The organism is Streptomyces sp. HUAS YS2 (assembly GCF_033343995.1).
Lineage (GTDB): Bacteria > Actinomycetota > Actinomycetes > Streptomycetales > Streptomycetaceae > Streptomyces > Streptomyces solicathayae.
The window spans coordinates 474877-497849 of record NZ_CP137573.1 but is presented as its reverse complement, the minus strand read 5'-3'; the positions used below and the strand labels follow the sequence as shown (position 1 = coordinate 497849).

The following is a 22973-nucleotide window of genomic DNA, read 5'->3' as shown; positions in this document are numbered from 1 at the left end:
GGACCGGCGAGTTTCGAGTAGCCTGCCACCGCGTATGCGAGCGCCGATTGCAGCGATATGCACCAGAGGTAGGCGTCGGAGATTCTGCTGCTCTTTGCGCCGAGCCCGGACAGAGCGGATGCCGGCTGCACCTGGAAGAGGAGCTGCTCCGATCCGTCCGACCAGGATCGTCGCGGCGGTAGCGCAGTTCGGGTGAGGCGGTGAGTCGTCCCCCCAGGGCGGCCTTTCTCGCGCGACTGTGCCGACTCGTCACCAGGAGCGTGACGGCTGCGGCAAGCCGTCCCACCTCGATGTACTCGTCCCTGCTGGGGCCGCTGACCGCGTCGAGCAGCCGACCGAAGGCTCCAGTGGTGCGTGGCGGCCGCTGTCTGGCCAGTCCGTTGACGGAAGTAGCCACCGGCGTGGCCGTGAGACCGACGGCGATGATTCCGGTGCCGACGGCGAAAAGACGTGATCGATCCAGGGGATCCCCAATTCTCGAACGCGGTGATGGCGGCGTGGGCCGCTGACTGCCCCGCCGTCCTTTGATGTTGGGGAGCCTAGGATTTCGACTTCTTGATTGTCAATGCGATAGGTGCATTCATCTAGCGATGGGCTCTGATTGATTTGAGTAAGCTCAGATCTTCCTCAAGTCTCAGCGCGTCCACCCAAATGTGTGGCAAGAAACTCTCCGACAGTCGCGTAGTGGCGCGTGCGATTCGCCGACCGCGTCAGGCCATCCCCTTCGTCATGGAAAAGGAGCTACTCGTGCGCGAGCCCCTGCTGCCGAAGTGCCTCGACGATCTGCTCGGCTTCGGGTCACGCGCTGCCGATGCGCGTGATCTGGCGGTGCTGCTGGACATGCTCGGACTGCTGCCCGAGACCGGCCCAGAGTCGTCGGATCCACTCGGAATAGACGGGCTTCCCTCATGAGCGATGCCCTGGCCGCGAGCGAAACGAGGCTTTGGTGAGCGGCCCGATCGCCCTTTCGGAAGGCTGCCGTGATGCCCTCCACCACTTGAAGCAGACGAGGGAGATCAACACCGCGATCCTCCGCTTCGCTGAGATCCCGGGTGTTCTGGTGGTAGAGGCGGAGGGAAATCTGACCCATGAGGTGCTGATCGGTGCCCTGCCCGCGCACCAGGCGGTCACGGCCCGAAGGCGGCTGGGCAAGCTCCAGCCGGGGCACTGCCACGCGCCCGACTGCCGTGGCCTGTCACATCGGTGCTCAGTTCAGAGATAGGCGGGCTCCAGCAGCCGGTATAGCTGCCGTTGTGATCAAGACTGCTGCCCGCGGCCTCGCCGCGCTCACCCTCGTTGGGGCCTCGCCGCGGACCAGGCGGAGGCCGACGCGCTGACGGTGTACGCCGAGGCCTGCGAGACCACCGCCGTCCACACGCAGGCGTCGGCGCGGTGTCCGAGCCGTGATCTCACAGCCGGCCCGACCAGGCCGTGAACCGCGAACATTCTGACCTTCGGCCCCACGTCAGCGTGGACAGCCCCTGCCGTCCGTCGCACTTCGTGCACGGGCGGCAGAGTGTCCGGCTCCCATTACTTCGGGATCGCTCCTGCTGGTCGAAGTGGCAGTACGTGCTGTGCCGGTCTTCGCATCCGCAGGCGTCGCCCAAGCGAAGCAGACTACTTCCCGCGTGGACAGGACGAAGCCGGCGATGCCGGACGCAGCTACTCCCCGCAGGCGCGGGGTTGGTCCCCGGGTGTCGATCGGCGCCGGGGTGCGGCTCGGTCACGGCACGATGACGTGGTTGCCGCTCATTCATTCGGGGTATGGCTCCGCCGCACTCATCCGAGGGGGGACCATGAGTAGCGACAGCGGCGGTGATCACGCTGAGCACGAGCATGACGAGGACCGGCGGAAGCGTGTCGAATTGCTGTGGCGTATAGGCACAGTGGTGGCAGGGGTGGCCTTCGTCATCTTCCTGATCTCGATCTACGAGGATCCCGGCTCGGTATGCGGCACGGGCCAGGACAAGGGCCCCTGCTGAAACACGGGCGGGAGGTCGACAAGCCGAGAAGGTCGATGTCGCACCGCTGGGAAAAGCGCCGATCGCCGCGTGGTCAGCCTTGGCGCATGTCGCGCCGGCCCTTCCTCACACCTGCGGGGGAGGGTACTGGGACGAAGGTGGACCCGACCCGATACGGGGCAAGGAGCCTGTTCCCCGTCACCCGCAGGGATGGTCCGGGGATTTGCCGGAACTTTGGAACTGGTGCGGAATGCTTTCGATCCGCCGTAGAGTCGCAGGTCAAGACTGCTCCCCCGCCCGCTGGGATGGCCCTACCGCCCGGCCCGTAGTGCCGGCCTCGAATTCCTGCTCCCAGCACCCGCGTGGCGTTCGCCGCAGACCGATGCAACCCGCTTCTCCGGCTGCCCGCCTGAGTGGCGTTTCGCAGGGTGAGGCGAAGCCGCGTGGCGAGCGGTGTGCGGCCGGACCTCGTGACGGTCCCAGAGGCCGGCACCGTGGCGAACAGGCCGGCGCCCCCGTCCAGAGCGCGGATCGGGGGCGCGAGGGGCGGGCCGACGAAAGCCACCACCCCGAAGGGTGAACCGCCCCGGGACACGGTAGGGGGCGGCTACTCGGCGGTGGGCTCCCCGCGGAGCGCCTGGCCGACGTGGGCAGAGGTAAGGCCGATGGTGCGGGCGATCGTCTCCCGGTCGACGCCACGCACGTGCGCCGCGCGCATGGCGGCGTTCCGGTGGGCGACGAGGGCCTGGCGGCGGTCACGGGACGCCACCGTACGTTGAAGAAGACGCGCCCAGTGCAGGAGCGCGCGGCCGGTCCACAGTGTGAAGGGTCGGGGTGCGGGTGTGGTCGGGTTGGCCAACATGTCCCCCTCGTGCTCGACACGGGTGTCACTACTGAAGGTGACGGGACACCAGGTCGCGCCGCAAGGGCGCAAAACCGGCCGCCGGGACAGGCGTGACGGGTGCGGAGATCGGGCGCATGAGTGAGTGGGGGATCGCCCTGATCGCAGCCGGGTCGGCCATCGCGTGCAGCATCAAGACCGGCTGGTTCGCGTGGAAGGCCGGCCACCGGCAGGCCGCCGCAGCGGAGGCTGCCGGCCACGCACAGGCCAACGCGCTGATAACGACCGTCCAGGCCACGTTGGACGAACAGCGTCGCGCACGAGCCGCCGAGTGGCGGCGGCAGGTCTACCTGGAACTGCTCGACGCCGCCCAGTGTTGTCAGGTGGAGGCGACCACCGAAGCGGGGAGCAGGCTGCTGCGGGCAGAAAGCATGGTCGAGCTCGTGGGCCCAGCCCCGATCGCCTCCGCCGCCGATGCCTACATTCAGCTCGTGCTCGTTCAGAATCCGAGCGACCAGGAGAAGGATGACGCTGAATGGGCTCGCAGGGCCTACATCGAGGCCGTACATCAGGCCTTGAACGAGACCTGACGGCGCCGAGCGATGCGACCTGATCGAGACCACGCGGGCCGGCCGCGTCGCCCCGACTAGGACTTGCCCGGTCGATCATGCGCCTGTGATGGAACAAGCATGATGTCGCCCAGGTCGTGGCATCTGCGACGCCACCACGGCCAGGCGTCTGGAGTGTGAGGGTCGGGCAGAGTGCGTGCCAGGAAGTCGACATCGGCTTCTTTGACGACCGATGCGATTTCCCGAGCTGCCCGTCTGTCGAGAGCGCCGATGGCTCGTTCTATCAGGAGGCGGTCGTCCCAGATGTCGTAGCCGGGCAGGTGTGGTTTGGGCAGATAGAGGGGCCAGCCTGGACGGCGCACGAAGCTCCGCCAGCAACGGACGGCGTGTTCGACCGCCCGGACCGGAAGACCGCGTTCGGCCTCGAATCGGGCCGCCTGGCGACGTGTGTGGGGTGAGAACTGTGAGGACTGGCGCCGGTAGTCCTGAAGATGGGACCGGCAGACAGCGTCCAGACGTAGAGCAGCCGCCGTCTTGCGGGGCATGACTCTTCTTTCGAAGTAGTGATCTCGGCGAGTCACTGTACTGGGTGATCTTGCGGTGTTCATGTCCTGAGCCAGATGGCCGGCGCCGCTGCGGTTGCGGTGCCGAGGAAGACGTAGCCGCGTTTGTCGTATCTGGTGACGACGGCTCTGACGTGCTTGAGCTTGCTGATGGCCCGTTCGACGGTGTTGCGCTTCTTGTAGCGCTCTTCGTCGAAGACGGGTGGCCATCCGCCATGTGAGCCATTGCGCAGGCGGGCGGCCTGGCTCGGGCGGAAGGGTAGCTCCGGAGTGAGGCAGCCGCGATGGGATGTCAGCCCCCTCTGCCAGCATGCTGCTGTGACAGGCACATGTGATCAGCGTCCCGCCGAAGCCACTCTGGACTTCCTGCGCTCCGCGTTTCCGTCGGAATGGCGCGAGCCGGCGCTCGGCCATGAAGCCGTGGCGGACTGGGAGCGGGAGAACGGGGTGGTCCTCCCGGAGCCGTACAGGACGTTTATCGCGGAGATCAGTAACGGCTCCAGCCTCGGCCCCGCCGGCGACGGAGGTCTCCAGCCGCTCGGCTGGCTGCCGGACGGATGGCCCGACCTTGGTCCGCGGCAGCCAGGAGAACCGTTCCCCCTGGAAGCAGCCTGGCCCTGGGAGGACGACGAGAGCGTCGGCCCCGAGGACCCGCGGATCGACGCCGCATTCAACAAGGGGTCCATCGTTCTCGGTTCCGAGGACGGACTGTCGTTCTGGCTCCTGCTGACTACCGGCCCCCGCCGCGGTGAGGTGTGGATGATCGCCGACGTCGGCGCCATCCCGGCACCCGGCGACCAGGCATGGGGCTTCAAGGAGTGGGTGCAGTGCTGGAACACAGGCAATGACTGGTGGGACTGAACGCCCCGTACTGACCGGTCACAGGTCACGGGCTGTTCGAATCTCGGGTGCCTCCCAAAGTGGTGAACATCCGCTGTCCGTACTCATGGACATAGCCAGCCGACGGACCGGGATGGTGAGCAGCAAAGGCGGAAGTCCCCCGGTCGCGCGATCGGGGGACTTCACCAAGCGAGCCGGCTCGGGGGACCGGGGTGGGTCCGATTGCAGCCCCGGGTTCCTGGTGTCCGTTTTACGCGGCCGGATTGAGTTCGGCTTGGCCGAACAGCAGGGCGTAGCCGGTGGGGAGCTGGTGGAGGATGCGGGTGATGAGGTCGGGGTTGGCGTGCGCGGTGACGGCGGCGAAGACGGATCCGGTGTCCCACCGGGTGGTGGCCAGGGAGGCGTGGGAGCGGGCGGCGAGGTCCTTTACGAAGGCCCAGCCGGTCAGCGGCTGGGTGTCGGGGATCTGTGCGGTCAGGACACGTGCGGCCTCCAGGGGCAGGCAGGCGGCCAGGTCGACACGTTCGTCGCCGGTCAGCTGGCGTCCCAGTCCCGAAAGGACCAGGCGGACGGCTTCGTCTGCTCGCTCGTGGGTGGGGTAGGCGCCTTCGTAGCGGACTTTCTCCAGCATCTGCTCGTACGCCGTCGAGTACGACTGCTGGTGCTCAAGCGGTACGCGCACGTCGGTGATCACTGCGGTGCATGCCTTTCGTCAAGCCAGGGTGGGATGGTGCCGATGTGCGGCACAGGTGGTCAGGTGGGTTGGGGGCGGCCGAAGAGGAGGTCGTATCCGGCGGGGAGCTGGAGCAGGATCTGTCCCAGCAGGTCCTCGCCGGCGGTGTCGGCGACCGTGGACAGTACGGCGCTGACGTCCCAGGTCGCGGTCTGCTCGGTGGCGCCCTCGATCCAGGCTGCGGTCGCCCTCACGAACCGTTCCGTCGACAGCGGTTCGGCGCTTTGCAGCGGGTTGAGCAGGATCAGGGCGAATTCCTCCGGCAGGCGTGCCGCGAGCTGGGCGCGAACTTCGCCGATCAGGTGCGCGCCGAGCAGCGCGAGCACCACGCGGGCCGCGCGCTCGGCTTCCTCTACAGTGCCGTACTCGCCGCGTTCCTTGACGTGGTCGAGGAACGCTTCGCGTCGCAGAGTCATCTCGGCCGCCACCCCTTCTGGTTATTCGAACTGCCCACAGGGTGCGGAGGGCGGGATGGAGGGGGGAGATCAGGTGCCCGTCCTCCGCACCTGTCCGGCCGGTGTCAGCCGGAGATCTCCTTGTGGCCGGTCCCGACGCCGATGGAGATCTTGCGGGGCTTGGCACGCTCGGCGATCGGGATGCGCAGGGTGAGCACGCCCGCGTCGTAGTCGGCCTTGATGTGCTCGGTGTCGAGGGTGTCGGCGAGCACGATCTGGCGGGAGAAGACGCCCAGCGGCCGCTCGGACAGTTCCATCTGCACGTCGTCGGCCTTCGCCACCGGTCGGCGCTCGGCCTTGACGGTGAGCATGTTCCGCTCGACGTCGATATCGATCGCGTCCGCGGTGACACCGGGGAGATCGAAGGCCACCACGTACTCGTCGCCCTCGCGGTAAGCGTCCATCGGCATCGCCGACGGCCTCGACCAGGTTCCCGGACCCAGCAGCTGCTGCGTCAGCCGGTCCAGCTCACGGAAGGGGTCAGTGCGCATCAACATCGTGAAAACACCTCCAGCAGGTTCAGGCAGTTGCTGCCAATGCGCCTCACTGACACCGTTGTAACATGTCATCCAATGGATGACAAACACAATGTCGTCAGCTCGATGACAAGCCCAGGGAGGTGTTCGTGACCCCGGCCGACCAGCCGTCCACGACCGGCACCGACGCTCACAGCCCGGCGTCGTTCCTCGCCGCCGCCGCGGCCCTCAACGCCATAGACGACGCCTTGCGCGAAGCCCAGCAGGAGGCCCCGAACGCTTCCGATGCCGGGCCGGCACCGGAGCAGGCCCTGGCCTCGTTGTCGCTGCTGCGGCATGTCCGTGAGCGGCTCGCCGGATGGGAGACCGGCCTGATCGAAACGGCCCGCGACGCGGGCGCCAGCTGGGCCGACCTCGCCCCGCCCCTGGGCGTCGCCAGCCGCCAGGCCGCCGAGCGCCGCTACCTGCGCGGCCGCCCCGGCGCGGCCGGGACCACCGGCGAACAGCGCGTGACGGCCACCCGCCAGGCACGTGCCGCCGACCGCACCACGGCCGCCTGGGCCCGCCGCAACGCGGCCGACCTGCGCCGCCTCGCCGGGCAGATCACCGCCCTCACCGACCTGCCCGCCGCGGCCCGCCGCCCCCTCAGCGAACTCGACGCGGCCCTCGCCCATGACGATCCCGCCGATCTCATCGGCCCCCTGACCGCCGCCCGTCCCCACCTGGCCGCCGCCCACCCCGATCTCGCTGCCCGGCTCGACACCCTCACAGCCCCGTAGAACCCTTCCGAGGTCCCCCGGCGGGCTGCTACCTGGCCGAAGTGTGGAGCCGCTCTACGAGATCTCGTGCGCTTGGCCTGTCATCTTCCAGGGGCGTCAGGGCGGTTCGGAATCACCGGCAGCCGGATTGACGCTGCTCGAGGACGGGAAGGTCCACCGTCTCTACCGCTCGTGGGGGTACGAGGACATCGGCCAGAGCAAGCCGTCACCGGCCTCGCCGCTCCTGATGGTGATGATCCACGCCGTTTGACCGGCGCTGCGGGTTCGGGCGTCTCGCCGCAGTGCCGGGTCTGCTGTACGGCCGTCACTGACTCGGAACGGCGATGCCGGCTGCGCGCAGGTTCGCCTCGACCAGCGCGTTCAACCGGGCGAGGGACGGCGACTGGTCCTCGCGGTGGTGGTTGACCATTGCGTACCGGGAGGCGGCGTCGGACTGGTTCCGAAACCCGGTCGGCATCGCCAGCAGCGCGCGGTTGGTGAGCAGCTTGTCGGCCAGTGCGGACGCCAGCTCGTCGATCCGCGGGTCGTCCGGATCCCAGTCCCTCGCATCCCAACCGCGCTTGGTCAGCTCGACGGACTCGGGATCGTCGAGCGAATGTTCAAGCCGGGTCAGGAAGCTGTCGAAAATCTCCGGGACAAGCGCCCGGGCCAGCACCAGAGCCTCCCGTTGACCAGCCACGTAGTCGGAACTGAAGCCGACTTCGGCAAGTCGGTCCAGGACCGCGCAGGCCCGGTCGGGCAGCAGGGCCCGGTCGCCATGGTCGAGACGGTGCAGCCTGTCGCGGCGCGCGATCAGGTCTTCGATCCGTTCGGTGAGCTGGTGATGGACGTTGTCCAGGGTGTCGGCGAACGTCTTGGGATCGGCGTCGAGCAGGTGACCGATCTCGGCCAGCGGCACGCCTGCCGCGGCCAGGGTCCGGACCTGGACCAGCCGGAACAGCTCGCCCGATCGGTAGCGGCGGTAGCCGGAACCGTCGCGATTCGGCTCGGCGACCAGGCCGAGCCGGTGATAGTGCCGCACGGTCTTGATCGTGACACCGACGAACGCCGCCGCCTGACCGATCGTGAGTCCGTCTGCCATCGGGTCAGCGCACCTCCAGATCGTGGGCGGCTGCGGTCTCGCGAACCGCGTCGGCCGGGAAGTCCGGACGATCACAGGAGCGAGGATAGCGCGCAGCAGTTTCAGCCCATCCCCCTGCCGCCGAGCAGGACCGGGACGCCTGTCATCGGTGCCGGGTCACCCCTTGATCGCGATGCGGGTTGACCTTGACCTTGGGTCAAGGCTGCAGGCTCTTCACATGGCCGCTCGAAGGGCCAGGCAGTCACCAGGGCCGTGGGAACTAACACTGTGAACAGGAGATTCATCATGGGAACAAGCAAGAGCGGCTTCTCCGACGCAGGCCTGCGCCGACTGCGCGAGGTGCTGGCACGGCATGTCGAGTCCAAGAAGATTCCCGGCCTTGTCGCCCTGGTCAGCCGCGGCGGCCAGACGCACGTCGAAGCGATCGGGACGATGCGTCATGACGGTGGCTTGCCGATGCGCCGGGACACGATCTTCCGGATGGCATCCACGTCCAAACCGGTCACGATGGCGGCGGCGATGATCCTGCTCGACGAGTGCCGGCTGCGGCTGGACGATCCGGTGGATCAGTGGCTGCCCGAACTTGCCGACCGCCGGGTGTTGAAGCGGCCCGACGGACCGCTGGACGACACCGTGCCGGCGCAGCGGCCGATCACCGTACGGCACCTGCTGACCTCCACGTTCGGGCTCGGAGTGGACTTCGAGTCGATGGCTTCCCCGATCAGGGCCGCGACCTTCGAGCGTCTCGACTACAGCGTGGCATCCGGGCCGGCGCCCGAGCCGGACGAGTGGATGCGCCGCCTCGGCGAGCTGCCGCTGCAGTACCAGCCCGGAGTGCGGTGGCAGTACGACCTCAGCAACGAGGTAGTCGGTGTGCTTGTCTCCAGGGTCACGGGACTGTCGTTGGAGACGTTCCTGCGTGAACGCATCCTCGATCCGCTGGGGATGAAGGACACCGCATTCCACGTGCCCGCCGACAAGACCGACCGACTGCCGCCCCTGTACGGGCCCGACCCGCAGACCGGCGAGTTCATCGTGTGGGACGAGGCGGCAGGGGGAAGGTCCAGCGTGCCTCCCGCGTTCCAGGGCGCCGGCGGCGGGCTGGTCTCCACCGCCGACGACTACCACGCCTACTTCCAGATGCTGCTGAACCACGGGATGCACGGGAGTGAACGGATTTTGTCCCGGGCCGCCGTCGAGCTGATGACCACCAACCGCCTCTCGCCCGAGCAACTAGCCGCCCGGGAGGCCATGTTCAGCAACGTCGCCCACCTGTCGTCCGGCCAGGGGTCGAACGGCGGCTGGGGCTTCGGGATGGCGGTACGCACCTATCGCGGCGACTACGCGCCCATCGGCCAGTTCGGCTGGTTCGGCGGTACCGGCACCACCGCCTACGCAGACAGGACCAACCAGCTCACAGGAGTCCTGCTCACCCAGGTCGGACTGTCCACCCCGGACTCTCCGCGTGCCATGAACGACTTCTGGACCACGCTCTACCAGGCCATCGACTGACAACGAGCTCGACCGTCACCTTGCGGCCGGGGCCAGAGACAAGCGCCCGGCGCCGGCACCAGGTGTCAATCCTCGTCGGTGGCGTCCGGCTCACGCAGCGGACGCAGGGCGACATCGGGATCGCCGCGGCAGTGCGCGGCACGGTCACCGTGAGCACCGGGTCCGGCGAGTCTCCGTCGGCACCGCCCGCGGAGTCTCCCGCCTCCCTGGACTCCGGCACCGCCTACGGCCGGATCCACAACGCACTCAGCAACACCGACGCCGCCGCCGCTGGCCTGAACATCCACGGGACCACCCACCAACGGCGACATCACCGCCCGCAGCCTCTGAGGAGCACCCAACATGACCGCAGGCTCGACCGACCTCTCCGCCTCGGCCCGCACCAGTGGTCACGGGGCGCAGGCCGAGGCGGGTGTGTCAGGCCGGCGGTGCCGGGCGGTAGTCGAGGACGAGCGCCCCCGAGCTGAAGGACTGGGTGCCCGCGAGCGTCCAGGTCTTCGGGGTGAGGCCGTCCGCGAACAGGCGCTTGCCGCTGCCGAGGGTCACAGGGTGGAGGAACAACTTGAGCTCGTCGACCATGTCGTGCTCGATGAGCTTGTTGACGAGCGTGACGCTGCCGTAGACCAACAGGTCAGCACCCGGCTCGGCCTTGAGCTTGGCCACCTGTTCGATGACGTCTCCGTCGATGATCGCCGCGTTCCAGGTCGCCGTCTGCAGCGTGGTGGTGGCGACGTACTTGGGGATGCTGTTCATCCGCGCGGTGAACTCGTCCGACTCGTCACGCGGAGCCCACGCCTCGGCGAAGCTCTCGTAGGTCGCTCGCCCCAACAGCAAGGCGCGGCTCGCGCGCAGTTGGCCGTTCTGATACTTGGCGTGCTCGTCGTTCCAGAACGGGCCGGTCCAGGCGGGGTCCTCGACTACGCCGTCCATTGTGATGTACGTGACCACAACAACCTTGCTCATGCGGAAGTCTCCGTTTCGCAGCATGGGGGAATCCGCTCCGAGGTCCCGGGTGGCCGTCGGACGCGACCTCTTCAGCGTGCAAGATCCGCAAGCGGTGCAACAAGACACAACCGCACCACGCTCGGTTGAGCGCGGCTAAACGATCAAAGGGTGGGCATGCTGGAAAAGCTGGAGCTCGAAGCGTTTCTCACACTCGCCGAGGAGCTGCACTTCGGGCGCACCGCCAAGCGCCTGCACGTCACGACCGGGCGGATCAGCCAGATCATCCGCAGGCTCGAACGCCGCGTCGGCGGACCGCTGTTCGAACGCAACAGCCGCAAGGTGACGCTGACCGCGCTGGGCAAGCAGCTGCGCGACGACCTGCGCCCCGCGTACGACCAGATCGCCGCCGGGCTGGCGCAGGCGATCGCGACGACGCGCGGTGTGCGCATCAAGGGCGTGGTACGTGTCGGCTTTACCGCGCCGTGGTGCGGCAACCTGGTCGTCAAGGCCGCCGACCTGTTCCGCGCGCGCCATCCGGACAGCGTGGTGGAGATCGAGGAGATCCAGCTCGTCGACCCGCTCGGCCGCATGCGGGCCAACGAGGTGGACCTGCAGCTCACCGAGTTCCCCATCGACGAGCCCGACATCGTCCAGGGGCCGCTGATGTTCGCCGAGCCGCGCGGGCTGCTGGTGCCCGTGGACCACCCCTTCGCCGGCATGGAGGCCGTCTCGCTGGAAGACCTCGGCGACGCAACGCTGGTCACGATCGCCTCGGAACACGTCCCCGAGTACTGGATGGACCACTACTTCCCGCGAAGAACCCCGTCGGGCCGGCCGATCACGCAGGGGCCGGCGACCCAGTTCTGGCCCGAGGTGCTGGTCCACGTCAGCATGGGGGTCGGCGTCAGCACGGTGGCGCTGCGCGCCAAGGACTTCCACTCCCGCCCGGGCCTGTCCTTCGTCCCGCTGCGCGACGCCCCACCGATCGACTACGGCTTCCTGTGGCCGCGCACCGGCCTGAGCCCAGTCGCCTCGGCCTACCTCGACATCGTGCACGAGCTCGCCACCCCCGTCCGCTGACCGCTCCCTCGGCCGGGCCGCGTGCCGACGGCGACCAGAGTTCCGCCACCCCGGCGTGTTCGCCGGGTGCCGGGGTTCGCGACGCTTCACGAGCGGGCCGATCAGGTCTGACACGTGGAGAGCCGTTGGCGATGTCCGACCAGACCTTGGAGCGTCACTCCACTGCCGCGCCCGGGTCTCGGTCGACGCTGATGCCGATCAGGTAGCACGTGATCGACTCGCTGCCGGTTTTCCGCAGCAGTCGGCGCATCCTTAGCCGGTGGAGGAAGCACGCCCGGCGCTGCGGTAGGGCTGGAACAAGGCGGTGGGGTGATCGAGCGGAAGAGCCGGATTCCAGGCCGTCAAGCACTGGCTGCTGGGCACGAACAGCGGCTGCGGAAGCGCGTCCAGGGGCCAGAACCGCCAGGCTCCGATGGCCTCCTCCCGCTCGTGCGGGACGCCGCTCCAGGTGGTGACCAGGACGGGAACCGTCAGCCGGACCACGTCGCCCACGCGGTCGAGGAGCGTGCCGAGCACCTGCACGTCGCCTGGGTCCGCCTGGAGGCCGGCTTCCTCGGCGAGTTCTCGCACCGCGGCCTCGGCGAACGTCTCGCCGGGCTCCACGGATCCGCCGGCCAGCTCGTAGGTGCCGCGTCGGTGGCGGCCCAGGAGAACACCGTCCGGGCCGTGAACGATCACGCCGACCCCGAGGGCCGTGTTCGGCGGCGGAGGTGCTGTCGTACGGGGACGGCTCGGGACCCGCTCCGGTCGGCGGGCCATGTACAGCCGGTACGAGACAGGGGTGTCCGGCTGCGGGGCGTCGATCGCCGTGACCGAGTCCAGGATGAGGCCGTGCTCGACGAGGAGGTCCTCCCACAGCTGCGGCGCGAGGACCCACATGTGCACGGAGTGGTCCTCGGTGGTTCTGGGGAGCCGCAGAACCTCCTGCCGTGCGACCACGGAGGCCGAGGGACCGGCCCCGTGGGAGTTGGTGTGCAGCGCGCTGAAAACGAAGCGCCCGCCGGGCCGGAGTCCGTTGGCCAGTGCGGGCAGGAGCCGGCGCGGGTCCGTGAAGGGCACGCCGCTGACCGAGTAGATGAGGTCGTACGGTTGGGTGTCGCGCAGGTGGGCGACGGCGTCGGCGCAGACGAGGTGGAGGCCGGGTGTGTCGGGGTAGCGGGTGGCGGCACGCTGGTGCTGGGTGGGGGAGGAGTCCACGGCGGTGACGGTCGCGCCCAGGGCGGCTATGCGGGCGGCGTGCCGGCCGAGTCCGCTGCCGAGGTCGAGCACGCGCAGCCCCTTCACGTCGCCGAGGACCTCGACGCCGGGGCCGGCACCCGGGATGTCCCAGGCCCACCCGTCGAGTTCGGGCAGGGCGATGTTCCTGGCGAGTTGGTGGGCGCCGTACGTGGTCCAGGTGTCCAGATTCTGTGTCGCGAAGTTCGGCATCGGTTGCTCCAGCAGTAGTGGGGCGGTCAGCGGTCCTGGGAGAGTTCCAGCAGCTCGGCGAAGGTTCCGCCGGCGTGAACGAGGTCGTCGTAGCAGCCCTGTTCGGTGATCTGGCCGTGCTCCATCACGATGATGTGGTCGGCGATCTTGGTGTTCTCCAGGCGGTGGGTGACCACGATGGTGATGCGGTCGGCGGCGATGGTTTTGATCTGTTCGAAGACCTGGTGCTCGCCGCGCGGGTCCATCTGGGAGGTGGGCTCGTCCAGGATCAGCAGGGACGGGCGGCGGTAGAGGACTCGTGAGCAGGCGAGGCGCTGCCACTGTCCGCCGGACAGTTCCGCGCCGCCGAAGATCTCGCGGGCGAGGAGGGAGTCGAGTCCGGCGGGGAGGTCCTCGACGGCCTCGCGCATGCCGACGGCGTCGACGGCGTCCCACACCGGGCCGTCGTCCTGGGTGCGAGGCTGCCCGAGGGTCACGTTCTCGCGGACGCGCAGGGGCCATTGGGCGAAGATCTGGGGGACCAGTCCGGTCTGCTGCCAGACGGTGGCCGGGTCGGTCTCGGCGAGGTCGCTGCCGTTCCAGGTGACGCGGCCCTTGTCGGCGAGATAGATCCCGGTGATGAGGCGGGTGAGGGTCGACTTGCCGGAGCCGTTGACGCCGACGATCGCCAGAATCTCACCGCGGCGCAGGGTGAGGGAGACGCTGTCGACGGCCGGTGCGTCCTTTCCCGGGTACTGGTAGACGGCCTCCTCGAGCCGGATCACCTCCACGGGTGCGGCGATCGCCAGCGGCCCGCGCTTGGGCGCTCGCGCCTCCGCGTCGTCCAGGAACGCCTGCATGTCGGACAGGTAGAGGCTGGTGTGGAACAGGGCCGCGCCGTTGACGATCACCTGGGAGAGGGCGGCGAGGGTGGTCTGCACAGCGACGACGGCCGTCGCGGCGAGCGCGAGCGCGATACGGCCGGTGGTGGCGAGCCAGGCGAGTCCTCCCCAGGTCGCGACGAGGAAGATGCCGGCGACGAAGGAGGAGAGGAGTTGGATCCGTAGCGTGCGCGGAGCTGCGGCGAGGTTCCGCCGGTCGCACCGGTCGGACAGGGAGCGGTACCAGAACAGCAGGTAGTCCGTCATCGAGTTCGCGCGGACCTCGTCACCGTACTTCGACGACGTGGACCACCAGCGCATCATGCCGCGGACGTTGCGGTCGGCGATGTTCGCGTAGTGGATCTCGTAGTCGACGCGCGCGGTGAGCACCGCGCCGACGCCCGCCGGGAGCACGGCGAGCAGGAGCAGTGGCAGCATCAGCGGGTTGAGCACGCTGAGTGCTCCCGCGGCCGTGACCATCCTGACCAGTGCCGAGAGGAACCGCTGGGCGTCGGCGACCATCACATGGGTCCGGATCACGCCCATCTCCGCGGCCTCCTGCCGGTCGGAGAAGCCATCGACCGCGTACGCCGATGCCTCGACCCTGCAGACCGCTGCCACCAGAGCGGTGTCCGTCTCGGTGGTGAGCCGGGGGGTGATGCGGCGCTCCGCGTACGTGGCCACGATGGTCGCCACGCGGGTCACCGCGGCAGCGACACCGACAACGACCAGCGCCGGCAGGGCCTCGTGCAGCCGGTCGGCGACGGCTCCCGTACCGAAAAGCGGGCGCATCGCGCGGGCCGTCGCCGCCAGGAGCACCGCCGCCGCGGCACCGGTGACCACGGGACAGGCCAAAAGGAACAGCACCGCCCGTCGGTCGATACGCCACGACATGACGATGATGCGCTGCAGCACCTTCGGGACCTGTGCGCAGAGCCTGCGCAAGGACGCTTCACCGAGGGGGTTGACGGAGTATTCGCCCGTGTACTGGATCTCCGCCGGCGGCGGAGGAGGAACCGTGCCGTTCTGCTTGGACTCGCGTGTGCCCGCTGTGCTCAACTGCGTCCTCCCTCACTGAACTGCGTGCCATGCGTGATGACACCGAGGTCAACGACGTGGACCCCGATATCGAACACACGTGTTTGAGCCGATGCCGAAACCCCGAGATGGCGGGCCCGGCGTCGCATGTAGAGCCCACGGACCCTTGTTCGGCCCGGACGCCCATCGACCGGCCGGTGGCTGACACGCCGAGCCTCGATACGCCTGCGGCGCATGGGTTTTCGGGACCCGGTGCGGCGGCGGGGTAACGTCGTTCCCCCGGTCGGCTTCACGGAACTTCGGGGGCCTGCGTGGTCATCGGAGAGGCTTTGGAACGAAGGAGCATGCCGGCTCTCGCCAGGTCCTCCGGCGCATCGACCGCTATCGATTCGTTCAGGAACCCCGAGCATCCGAACGCCGTGGCCGTGTGCGACGAAGCGCAGCATCTCCACACCCTCGGTACGCTCCAGCGGGCCCTGCGGGAGGCGCCGGAACAGGTTGAGCGCCGTTCCGGTGAAGCCGTAGAGGCCGAGCTGACGCAGGTAACTCGGCCGGTGTCCGCGCGGGCAGGGCAGATCTGCACCATGAGCACGGCTGTCCGCAGCGGCGCCTCGCTCGTCATGATCCCCCGCTTCGACCCTCAGACCGTCCTGGACGCCATCGCCCGCGAGATCGGCGAGCTGGCCGTCCGGGGCCACACGCATCTTCTGCTCAGGCGTCAGCCTGGCCGCACAGCAGGCCGACCCTGGTCCACTTCTCCGGCTCACCAGGCAAGCGATTCTGAGCAGTCTTCAGGTGCCCGAGGCATTGCAGTTCCAGCCACCGACGTGAGCCAAGGAGCCGCCGGGCCGCCACGCGCCGCCGGCCCGAACACCGTCGCCCGGGCCGGCGGATACCTCCTGGACGGTCCTACGAGCCCTGCTGGGCACGGACGCCCTCGGTGATGCGCTTGCCGAGGGCGGCGTCGATGTTCGTCCAGTACGTGAGGGCACGCTGCAGGACCGGCTCGCTCACGCCGTCGAGGAGGTGGCCGACGACGTTGTCCACGAGGCGGTCGCGGGCCGCGTCGTCCAGGACCTCACGTACGAGGGTGCCGGGCTGCCCCCAGTCGTCGTCCTCCGGATGGGAGACGTAGGCCGTCCGGGTGATCTCGCCGTCAGCGGTCCATCTCGGGGGGCTCCCGTACCGCTCGGTGTCCGCGGCGGGTCCGCCCTTGGAGTTCGGCGCGTAGACCGGGTCGGAGGTCTTCCGGTACGCCATCGCCCCGTCCTTGGAGTACGTGTGGACGTCGACGACGGGCGCGTTCACCGGAAGCTGCTGGTAGTTGGCGCCGATACGGGCCCGGTGGGCGTCCGCGTACGAGAAGAGCCGGGCCAGCAGCATCCGGTCCGGGCTCGGCCCGATGCCGGGGACGAAGTTGTTCGGCTGGAAGGCGGCCTGCTCGATCTCGGCGTGGTTGTCGGTGGGGTTGCGGTCCAGCGTCATGCGGCCCACCGGGATGAGCGGGTAGTCGCCGTGCGGCCAGACCTTGGTGAGGTCGAACGGGTTGAACCGGTACGCCGCGGCGTCCTCGTACGGCATCACCTGCACCTGCAGCGTCCACGAGGGGAAGTCCCCGTCCCGGATGTGCTCGAAGAGGTCCCGCATGTGGTAATCCGGGTCCACGCCCGCCAGCCGGTCGGCCTCGGCCTGGGTGAGGAACTCGATGCCCTGGTCGGTCTTGAAGTGGTACTTCACCCAGGACCGCTCGCCGGACGCGTTGATCCACATGTACGTGTGGGAGGTGTAGCCGTTCATGTGGCGCCAGGACCGGGGGATGCCGCGGTCGCCCATCAGCCAGGTCACCTGGTGCGCGGACTCGGGGGAGAGGGTCCAGAAGTCCCACTGCATGTCGTGGTCGCGCAGGTTGCTGTCGGCGCGGCGCTTCTGGGAGCGGATGAAGTGCTGAAACTTCATCGGGTCCTTGACGAAGAAGACCGGCGTGTTGTTGCCGACCATGTCGTAGTTGCCTTCGGAGGTGTAGAACTTCACCGCGAAGCCGCGGGGGTCGCGCCAGGTGTCCGGGCTGCCGCGCTCGCCGGCCACCGTCGAGAAGCGGACGACGAGATCGGTGCGGGTTCCAGGCTGGAACAGTGCGGCCTTCGTGTAGCGGCTGACGTCGTGGGTGACCTCGAAGCGGCCGAAGGCGCCGCTGCCCTTGGCGTGCGGCTGGCGTTCCGGGATCCGTTCCCGATTGAACTGAGCCATTTGCTCGATCAGGTAGGCGTCCTGGAGAAGGATCGGGCCGCCGGGACCCACGGTGAGCGAGTGCTCGTCGCTCTCCACCGGGGCGCCGGAGTCGGTCGTCGTCGCGGGTCGGCTCTCGGTCATCGCGGTCTGCCTTTCGTAGTCGCGCACGCCCACCTTCTGCCGAGGCGGTGAGAGCCGCTACCTGAGCCGCAGCTGCCGCCCGCTATGTTGGCGGTGCTCACTTGTCCCGAGTGCACCGTCCCCGCGCCGCCGGCCGCGCTGATCGTCCAGCCGCGTTCGCGTAGCAGGTTCCACAGATCCTCATCGGGGGTGCAGATCCGGCCGACGCACGGCCTCGAGCAGGGCGGCGGGCAGCGGATGGGCGGGCGTCCGGCCCGGGGTCGCGGCCCGCCTCGGCCAGGAGCGCCGCCCCTTCCCCGTCGATGTCGAGGTACCCGCCGAGCAACAGCTCGGCGGCGGCCGCCTCGGTCGCCCGCGACTCCATCGCGGCGGCGTGGTACGGCTCGAGGTCGAGGGCGCCGACCAGTCCGAGGATCTCGCGCCGGATCCGGGCACGGCGTCGCCAGTGGAGGCCGATGGCCCCGTACACGGCGGTGGCCACGGTGAACGCGGATGCGGCAAGGGCGAGTTGGAGCACGCCGTCGAGGCTACGTGCACGGGTGTCGGAGCCGACATGGAATTTCGGCACGCTGAGTGATCGCTTCGCGTAGTGCGGATTGTTCACGGTCGCTGACTTCCTGTAGCGGTGTTGGTCGTGCCCGGCGCGTCCCACTGGCGTGGGCGCATACTGGCCGCATGGGATGGCCGCCTCCCACCGTGGACGACCTGAGGGAACGGCTCGGCAGCGAGCTCTTCCGGCGCGTCGCCGGTCCTTCGGGCGAGAAGACGCGCGCCCGTATCCACGAGACGCCCGGACCGCGGTGGTTCGGCCCCGACCGTCCGATCCGCACGGTCCACGGCGACGCCGCGATGTTCACCGGGGGGCTGGCGGCGCTGCTGCTGCAGTCGCTGCACCCGCTGGCCATGGCGGCCGTGGCGGCGCATTCGGGGTTCCGGGGCGACCCGTGGGGCAGGCTGCAGCGGACCAGTACGTTTCTGGCGGTCACGACGTTCGGTACGGCCGATGACGCACGGCGTGCGGTGGAGCGCGTCCGTGTGGTCCACGAGCGGGTGCGGGGCACCACGCCCGACGGGCGGGAGTACCACGCCTCCGATCCGCATCTGCTGGGCTGGGTGCACGTAGCCGAGGTCGACAGTTTTCTGCGGGCTCACCGGCGCTACGGGAAGTACCCGCTCGACCTCGCGGGCTACGACGGCTATGTGGCGGACACAGCCCGGATCGCTGAGGAGTTGGGCGTGGAGCGCCCGCCCCGGAGCCTGGCCGAGCTGGCGCGGCGGATGGAAGCGTACCGAGGCGAGCTCGACGGGACCCGCGAAGCCCGGGAGACCGCCCGGTACTTGCTGTTGAGCCCCCCGATCCCCTGGCAGGCCCGGGCACCCTACGCGCTGCTCGCGGCGGGTGCGGTGGAACTGCTGCCGTCGTGGGCGCGTGGTCAGCTGGGTCTTCCCACGCTCCCCGGGCCGGCGAGGGCGGCCGCGCGCGTGGGAGGGCGGGTGGCGACCGTGGGGATCCGCTGGGTGATGGCTCCGCCCCCGCCGGACGCGGTCCCTCTCCCACGTGCGCGCCCCGGCGGACCGTCGCGTCGGTGAGGGCCGCGAGGCCATGTAGGCGCGTTTGTCGTAGCGGGTGGCGACGGTCGGTTGGTGTTTGATCCGGTTGATGGTCTGGTCGACGACAGCAATGCCCGCCACTGAACTCCGGTGGCGGGCATTGTTGCGTGATGACACCTCAACTAGTAGGTGGGATACCATGCGTGACTGCGGCCGTCGACGTAACACGGCCACTGCACGGCGTGGGTGTCCAAGGCGCTGGAGTTATAGGGAGTCGCGCACTTGCCGCTACCCAGGTTCTTCAGCAAGAACCCGCCTGGGACGTTACTGCTGTACCAGCCCCAATTCTGAGTCGGGTAGTTACGGCATTCGAATTGCACCAGCACGGCATTATCTGCACTGCTCCCATCCTTTACGGACAGGCATCGCTTGCTCTGGAAGTTGCGGAAAGAATTCCCGTCTTCGTACCAGCCTTGCGCAATCTTCCCGCTGCAGTCGACCTGCATGACGGTGAGATTGTCTTTCAAGCCGTTCAGGTAAGGGACCAGGCACTTTCCGCTGTGAACATTCTTGAGGCGGAATGTAGGGATATAGTCGGCAACGTGATTGAGTTCGAACACGAGCCGCTGCGGGTAGTCCTGCTCGTCCTGGATCACCTCGCTGATGCCCCGCAGGCGCACTCTGTTTGCGTCCCAGTCCAGGTTCTGCGACATGTCAGGTGCCATGGTCAGGACCGTCGCATTGAGGTACACAGAGGTGCCCGGGGCAGCCTTGAAAATACAGGAGGCTGCTCCCTTCCTGTATCCGTTGCTGTTATCGAGGTTCCACCCATTGGGGCATTCGCCGCTGATGTAGAAATGCCCGCCCGTGTACACGGCGCCCTGCATGCCCAGGACATTCGAGTACCAGGCTGCTGAGGCGTAGGAGTCGCCGACTTCGGATCCGTTGGCAGACTTCGGCAACCACGTGGTCTGATTGAACGGCCACCGCACGATCCGCCCCTTAGGGCTTTGAACAACCCCGTTGACTGTCCGGGGCTGCCATTCGGATGACACGAGGGAACTGTTTTCGCGGTCGAAGCTCAGCGAGGTCAGGCAAGGCTCAAGCCCTTGAAGGGGTGTACAGGATCTCTCTGTCGCCGTCGTCCAGTACTGGAGGGTGAGGGGAAGTACGTATTGATAGTCGCGTGTAGTCGCCGGATAGTCGTTCCTCTGAAGGTTCGAAAGGCTGTAGACCTCGAGCCGGTATCCGGTTCCCATGATCAGGTTGTCGCCGTACCAGACCACACTGTCGCCGTGGCCTGTCACGGTGCTCACATTGCCGTACCGGTCCACCGTGACGGGCAGAACGTCGACCCAGCGCGGGGTGGCCTGGGAACGGTCAACGAACCTGAACTTGATCGTCTCCCAGGGCTCCTTGGCGTAGTCCTTGTTGTTGTGCCAAGAGACCACCTCCCAGCGCCGACGGGCACTACCCGTGGCAGGCCAATATCCGTCATTGTCGACGGAGGCACTGTGAGGGATCGAGATACCCTGCGGCGTCCACCGGTCAGGGGCGCCCGGGGTCGCCAAACCGCTGTCGTCGGAGTTGTTCCAGCAGTAACCGTCAGCATGCACACCCGGATGGAATGGCTCCGGATAGCACAGTCCAGCCTTCCCTGTCCCTGTCAGCGGCAGGCTCGACAAATTGATCGGGTCGAGGTTGTTGTTCGCTGCGAGTCCGGCGGCGACGTCCCCACGGAGATCCTTGGCAGCGGTCAGCTTGAAGGAGGACGAGGGCGCCAGAACCGGATCGTCCTCGGCGTGAACCGCTCCTGTGCCGGCGCAAAAGCCCACCACCAGAGCGACAGTTGCCGTCACGGCCTGTGCCGCTCGGCGCACGCGCCAACGTTGTTTGATCTTATTCATAGGGCCGACAGTTTGGCATGTCTGCTTCGAGTGCCACCCTTCGGGGATCCTCCGGCCAAGACGGCGGTGCCGGAGATACGGACGGATCCTCGTGCCCGCCGACGTCAGCCTCCAGCCCTTCGCAGGAGGGCGAGCAGACCAGCCTCGAGGGCTGGGGGACCTCTCCGGCGCCGGGCCTGACGACGAGCAGCTCCACCGCAAGGACCTCCGCCGCGCGACCACCACCGAGGGCCGGTTGGAGAGTCACGACCGGCCTCGCGTACGTGCGAGGGACGCGAGACGGGCCCGACGTGGCGCACCGTCCTGTCCGGGCGCCGACATCGAAGGTACGGAACACGGTTGTGCCGTGCATCCCCTGAACGTCCGTCGGGGACGCGTACAGGAAATCCCGGTTCATGGTCGATGGGGTGGTTGGTCTCGCCGATCGACTGAGTGTCAGTACGCCCGGCGGCGCCGGTCGTCAGTCCGCCATGACTACTGATCAGACCGCTGACCCGGCAGCGGATGTCTTCGACACCCCGGATCACGCCGACGAGAGAGGGCAGCACACGGGTCTGGTGGCCGGTCCCCGGTGGACCGTTGACCGCTGGTCGCACGAGGACAGCTGCTTGACCTTGCCGCTGGCGGCAGGGTTGAACGATGACCGGCATGAACAGCACCGCACCACAGAGCAGCAGGGTCGTCGCCATCACCGGGGCGGGCACCGGGATCGGCCGGGCCACCGCCCGCGCCTTCGCCGCCGAGGGCGCCCACGTAGTCGCGATCGGACGGCGCACGGAACCGCTCAAGGAGACCGCTGCCGGGCACGGCCGGATCAAGCCGCTGGCCGCCGACATCACCGCCGGGGGCGAGCCCGAGCGAATCATCCACGCTGTACGGGAGACACATGGCCGGCTGGACGTGCTGGTCAACAACGCCGGCATCGTGCGCAGCGGCACCCTCGGCACGCTGACGCCGGAGATGATCGCGGCGCAGCTTGCCACCAACCTCATCGCCCCCATCCTGCTGGCCCAGGCAGCGCTGCCGCTCCTGGAGGCGTCGGGCGGGGTGATTCTCAATGTCAGCACGTCGGTGGGGCAGCGGGCCTGGCCGGGCAGCTCGGTCTATGCCGCGACCAAGACCGCCCTGGAATTGCTGACCCGCAGCTGGGCGGTCGAGCTGGCACCCCGTGGGATCCGGGTCGTGGCTGTCGCCCCCGGCGCGATCGACACCCCCATCGGCGAACATCAGGGCCTGACGCCGGAGCGAACGGCCGCAGTACGGGAATGGCAGTTGGCACACACCCCGCTGGGCCGGATCGGCCGACCCGAGGAGGTGGCCTGGGCGGTCACCCAGCTTGCTGCACCGGAGGCGTCGTTCGTCACCGGAGTCGTACTCCCGGTCGACGGCGGAGCCGTCGTGGCGTGATAAAAGTGGCCCGGGAGGTGGGACGGATGCAGATCGGCGAGCTGGCCAAAGCGACCGGGACGACCGCCCGTGCGCTGCGGCACTACGAGCAGGCGGGCCTGATCTCCTCCGAGCGGGCCGCCAATGGCTACCGCATCTACGACGAGCAGTCAGTGCTGCGGGTCCGCAACATCCGCTACCTGCTGGCCGCCGGGCTCACCTTGGACGACGTGCGTGTGTTCCTGCCGTGCCTGGATGGTGATGTGGCTGCCGCATCGCCCTCGGACACGGGTCTGCGTGTTGCATTGGAACGACTGGCAGTCCTCAACGAGCGGATCGCCGCCCAGACCGAGACCCGCGATCGGCTGGAAGCTGCACTTCGGCAGAAGGCCGGCGGCCTGATCCGCCCGGTGGCCTGACTGGTTCTCCCAGGACCGCGGTCGAACCCAGAGGCCTACATCACCCCCGGCTCGGACGTCACGTTCGGCGCCCGCGCGGCCGCCGACGTCATCGCATGGAACCCCGCCCGGCTTATCGTCTGGGGCGGCCACAACGACAACCGCGGCAGCCGGCCCACGATCGCCGGGGCGGCCGACGC

22 protein-coding genes and 1 pseudogene are annotated in these 22973 nt (G+C 68.4%); 11 read left to right on the top strand and 12 right to left on the bottom strand.

Annotated features, from left to right (window positions below):
* Positions 1–747: 747 nt before the first annotated feature.
* Together R2D22_RS02385 and R2D22_RS02380 are read left to right on the top strand one after the other, a co-directional pair.
* Positions 748–912, top strand: a complete 165-nt coding sequence (locus R2D22_RS02385) for a hypothetical protein (protein ID WP_318100741.1) — start codon at positions 748–750, stop codon at positions 910–912.
* Positions 913–1796: 884 nt separating this feature from the next.
* The gene (locus R2D22_RS02380; protein ID WP_318100738.1) at positions 1797–1982 is read left to right on the top strand and encodes a hypothetical protein; all 186 of its coding nucleotides are present in this window, start codon (positions 1797–1799) and stop codon (positions 1980–1982) included.
* Between the two features lie 586 nt (positions 1983–2568).
* Here R2D22_RS02380 and R2D22_RS02375 read toward each other — a convergent pair.
* Entirely contained in the window at positions 2569–2730 is a 162-nt protein-coding gene (locus R2D22_RS02375; protein ID WP_318100736.1) for a hypothetical protein, read from the bottom strand.
* Positions 2731–2939: 209 nt separating this feature from the next.
* On the opposite strand from R2D22_RS02375, the gene R2D22_RS02370 reads away from it, so the two are divergent.
* A complete protein-coding gene (locus R2D22_RS02370; protein ID WP_318100734.1) occupies positions 2940–3392 on the top strand; it encodes a hypothetical protein in 453 nt (150 codons plus the stop codon).
* 583 nt (positions 3393–3975) lie between these two features.
* Here the strand turns inward: R2D22_RS02370 and R2D22_RS02365 are convergent.
* Entirely contained in the window at positions 3976–4263 is a 288-nt protein-coding gene (locus R2D22_RS02365) for a hypothetical protein (RefSeq protein WP_411976962.1), read from the bottom strand.
* Between R2D22_RS02365 and R2D22_RS02360 the strand changes: the two genes are divergently transcribed.
* Positions 4253–4795: an SMI1/KNR4 family protein gene (locus R2D22_RS02360; RefSeq protein ID WP_318100732.1), complete on the top strand. Its 543-nt coding sequence runs from the start codon at positions 4253–4255 to the stop codon at positions 4793–4795. The genes R2D22_RS02365 and R2D22_RS02360 overlap by 11 nt on opposite strands.
* A gap of 229 nt (positions 4796–5024) precedes the next feature.
* On the opposite strand, the gene R2D22_RS02355 is transcribed toward R2D22_RS02360, so the two are convergent.
* From R2D22_RS02355 to R2D22_RS02345, 3 genes are all read right to left on the bottom strand, one after another.
* On the bottom strand, positions 5025–5468 hold the full coding sequence (locus R2D22_RS02355) for a DUF2267 domain-containing protein (RefSeq protein WP_318100731.1): 444 nt from the start codon (positions 5466–5468) through the stop codon (positions 5025–5027).
* Positions 5469–5527: 59 nt separating this feature from the next.
* Entirely contained in the window at positions 5528–5923 is a 396-nt protein-coding gene (locus R2D22_RS02350; protein ID WP_318100729.1) for a DUF2267 domain-containing protein, read from the bottom strand.
* A 104-nt stretch (positions 5924–6027) separates the two neighbouring features.
* Positions 6028–6459: an Hsp20/alpha crystallin family protein gene (locus tag R2D22_RS02345; RefSeq protein ID WP_318100727.1), complete on the bottom strand. Its 432-nt coding sequence runs from the start codon at positions 6457–6459 to the stop codon at positions 6028–6030.
* A gap of 128 nt (positions 6460–6587) precedes the next feature.
* On the opposite strand from R2D22_RS02345, the gene R2D22_RS02340 reads away from it, so the two are divergent.
* Together R2D22_RS02340 and R2D22_RS02335 are read left to right on the top strand one after the other, a co-directional pair.
* Entirely contained in the window at positions 6588–7217 is a 630-nt protein-coding gene (locus tag R2D22_RS02340; protein WP_318100726.1) for a type III effector protein, read from the top strand.
* Positions 7218–7359: 142 nt separating this feature from the next.
* Positions 7360–7467 (top strand): annotated as a pseudogene (locus R2D22_RS02335) (GNAT family N-acetyltransferase); the annotation flags it as partial.
* Between the two features lie 54 nt (positions 7468–7521).
* On the opposite strand, the gene R2D22_RS02330 reads toward R2D22_RS02335, so the two are convergent.
* Positions 7522–8298 carry a MerR family transcriptional regulator gene (locus tag R2D22_RS02330; RefSeq protein ID WP_318100724.1) on the bottom strand — a complete coding sequence of 259 codons (777 nt, stop codon included), beginning with the start codon at positions 8296–8298 and terminating at the stop codon, positions 7522–7524.
* Between the two features lie 285 nt (positions 8299–8583).
* On the opposite strand from R2D22_RS02330, the gene R2D22_RS02325 reads away from it, so the two are divergent.
* A complete protein-coding gene (locus R2D22_RS02325; RefSeq protein WP_318100722.1) occupies positions 8584–9810 on the top strand; it encodes a serine hydrolase domain-containing protein in 1227 nt (408 codons plus the stop codon).
* Between the two features lie 417 nt (positions 9811–10227).
* On the opposite strand, the gene R2D22_RS02320 is transcribed toward R2D22_RS02325, so the two are convergent.
* On the bottom strand, positions 10228–10773 hold the full coding sequence (locus tag R2D22_RS02320) for a dihydrofolate reductase family protein (RefSeq protein ID WP_318100720.1): 546 nt from the start codon (positions 10771–10773) through the stop codon (positions 10228–10230).
* Between the two features lie 156 nt (positions 10774–10929).
* On the opposite strand from R2D22_RS02320, the gene R2D22_RS02315 reads away from it, so the two are divergent.
* A complete protein-coding gene (locus tag R2D22_RS02315; RefSeq protein WP_318109552.1) occupies positions 10930–11835 on the top strand; it encodes a LysR family transcriptional regulator in 906 nt (301 codons plus the stop codon).
* A gap of 252 nt (positions 11836–12087) precedes the next feature.
* On the opposite strand, the gene R2D22_RS02310 is transcribed toward R2D22_RS02315, so the two are convergent.
* From R2D22_RS02310 to R2D22_RS02295, 4 genes are all read right to left on the bottom strand, one after another.
* Positions 12088–13263, bottom strand: a complete 1176-nt coding sequence (locus tag R2D22_RS02310; protein WP_318100719.1) for a bifunctional class I SAM-dependent methyltransferase/NUDIX hydrolase — start codon at positions 13261–13263, stop codon at positions 12088–12090.
* Between the two features lie 26 nt (positions 13264–13289).
* A complete protein-coding gene (locus R2D22_RS02305) occupies positions 13290–15017 on the bottom strand; it encodes an ATP-binding cassette domain-containing protein (RefSeq protein WP_411977121.1) in 1728 nt (575 codons plus the stop codon).
* Between the two features lie 1053 nt (positions 15018–16070).
* Positions 16071–17531 carry a catalase gene (locus R2D22_RS02300; protein WP_318109551.1) on the bottom strand — a complete coding sequence of 487 codons (1461 nt, stop codon included), beginning with the start codon at positions 17529–17531 and terminating at the stop codon, positions 16071–16073.
* Between the two features lie 97 nt (positions 17532–17628).
* The gene (locus R2D22_RS02295) at positions 17629–18048 is read right to left on the bottom strand and encodes a hypothetical protein (RefSeq protein ID WP_318100714.1); all 420 of its coding nucleotides are present in this window, start codon (positions 18046–18048) and stop codon (positions 17629–17631) included.
* 158 nt (positions 18049–18206) lie between these two features.
* Here R2D22_RS02295 and R2D22_RS02290 point away from each other — a divergent pair, with 158 nt between their 5' ends.
* Entirely contained in the window at positions 18207–19121 is a 915-nt protein-coding gene (locus tag R2D22_RS02290) for an oxygenase MpaB family protein (protein WP_318100711.1), read from the top strand.
* Between the two features lie 143 nt (positions 19122–19264).
* On the opposite strand, the gene R2D22_RS02285 is transcribed toward R2D22_RS02290, so the two are convergent.
* Positions 19265–20989: an RICIN domain-containing protein gene (locus R2D22_RS02285; RefSeq protein WP_318100708.1), complete on the bottom strand. Its 1725-nt coding sequence runs from the start codon at positions 20987–20989 to the stop codon at positions 19265–19267.
* 639 nt (positions 20990–21628) lie between these two features.
* On the opposite strand from R2D22_RS02285, the gene R2D22_RS02280 reads away from it, so the two are divergent.
* Together R2D22_RS02280 and R2D22_RS02275 are read left to right on the top strand one after the other, a co-directional pair.
* Positions 21629–22396 carry an SDR family NAD(P)-dependent oxidoreductase gene (locus R2D22_RS02280; protein WP_318100705.1) on the top strand — a complete coding sequence of 256 codons (768 nt, stop codon included), beginning with the start codon at positions 21629–21631 and terminating at the stop codon, positions 22394–22396.
* Positions 22397–22422: 26 nt separating this feature from the next.
* On the top strand, positions 22423–22794 hold the full coding sequence (locus R2D22_RS02275; RefSeq protein ID WP_318100703.1) for a MerR family transcriptional regulator: 372 nt from the start codon (positions 22423–22425) through the stop codon (positions 22792–22794).
* Positions 22795–22973 lie beyond the last annotated feature (179 nt).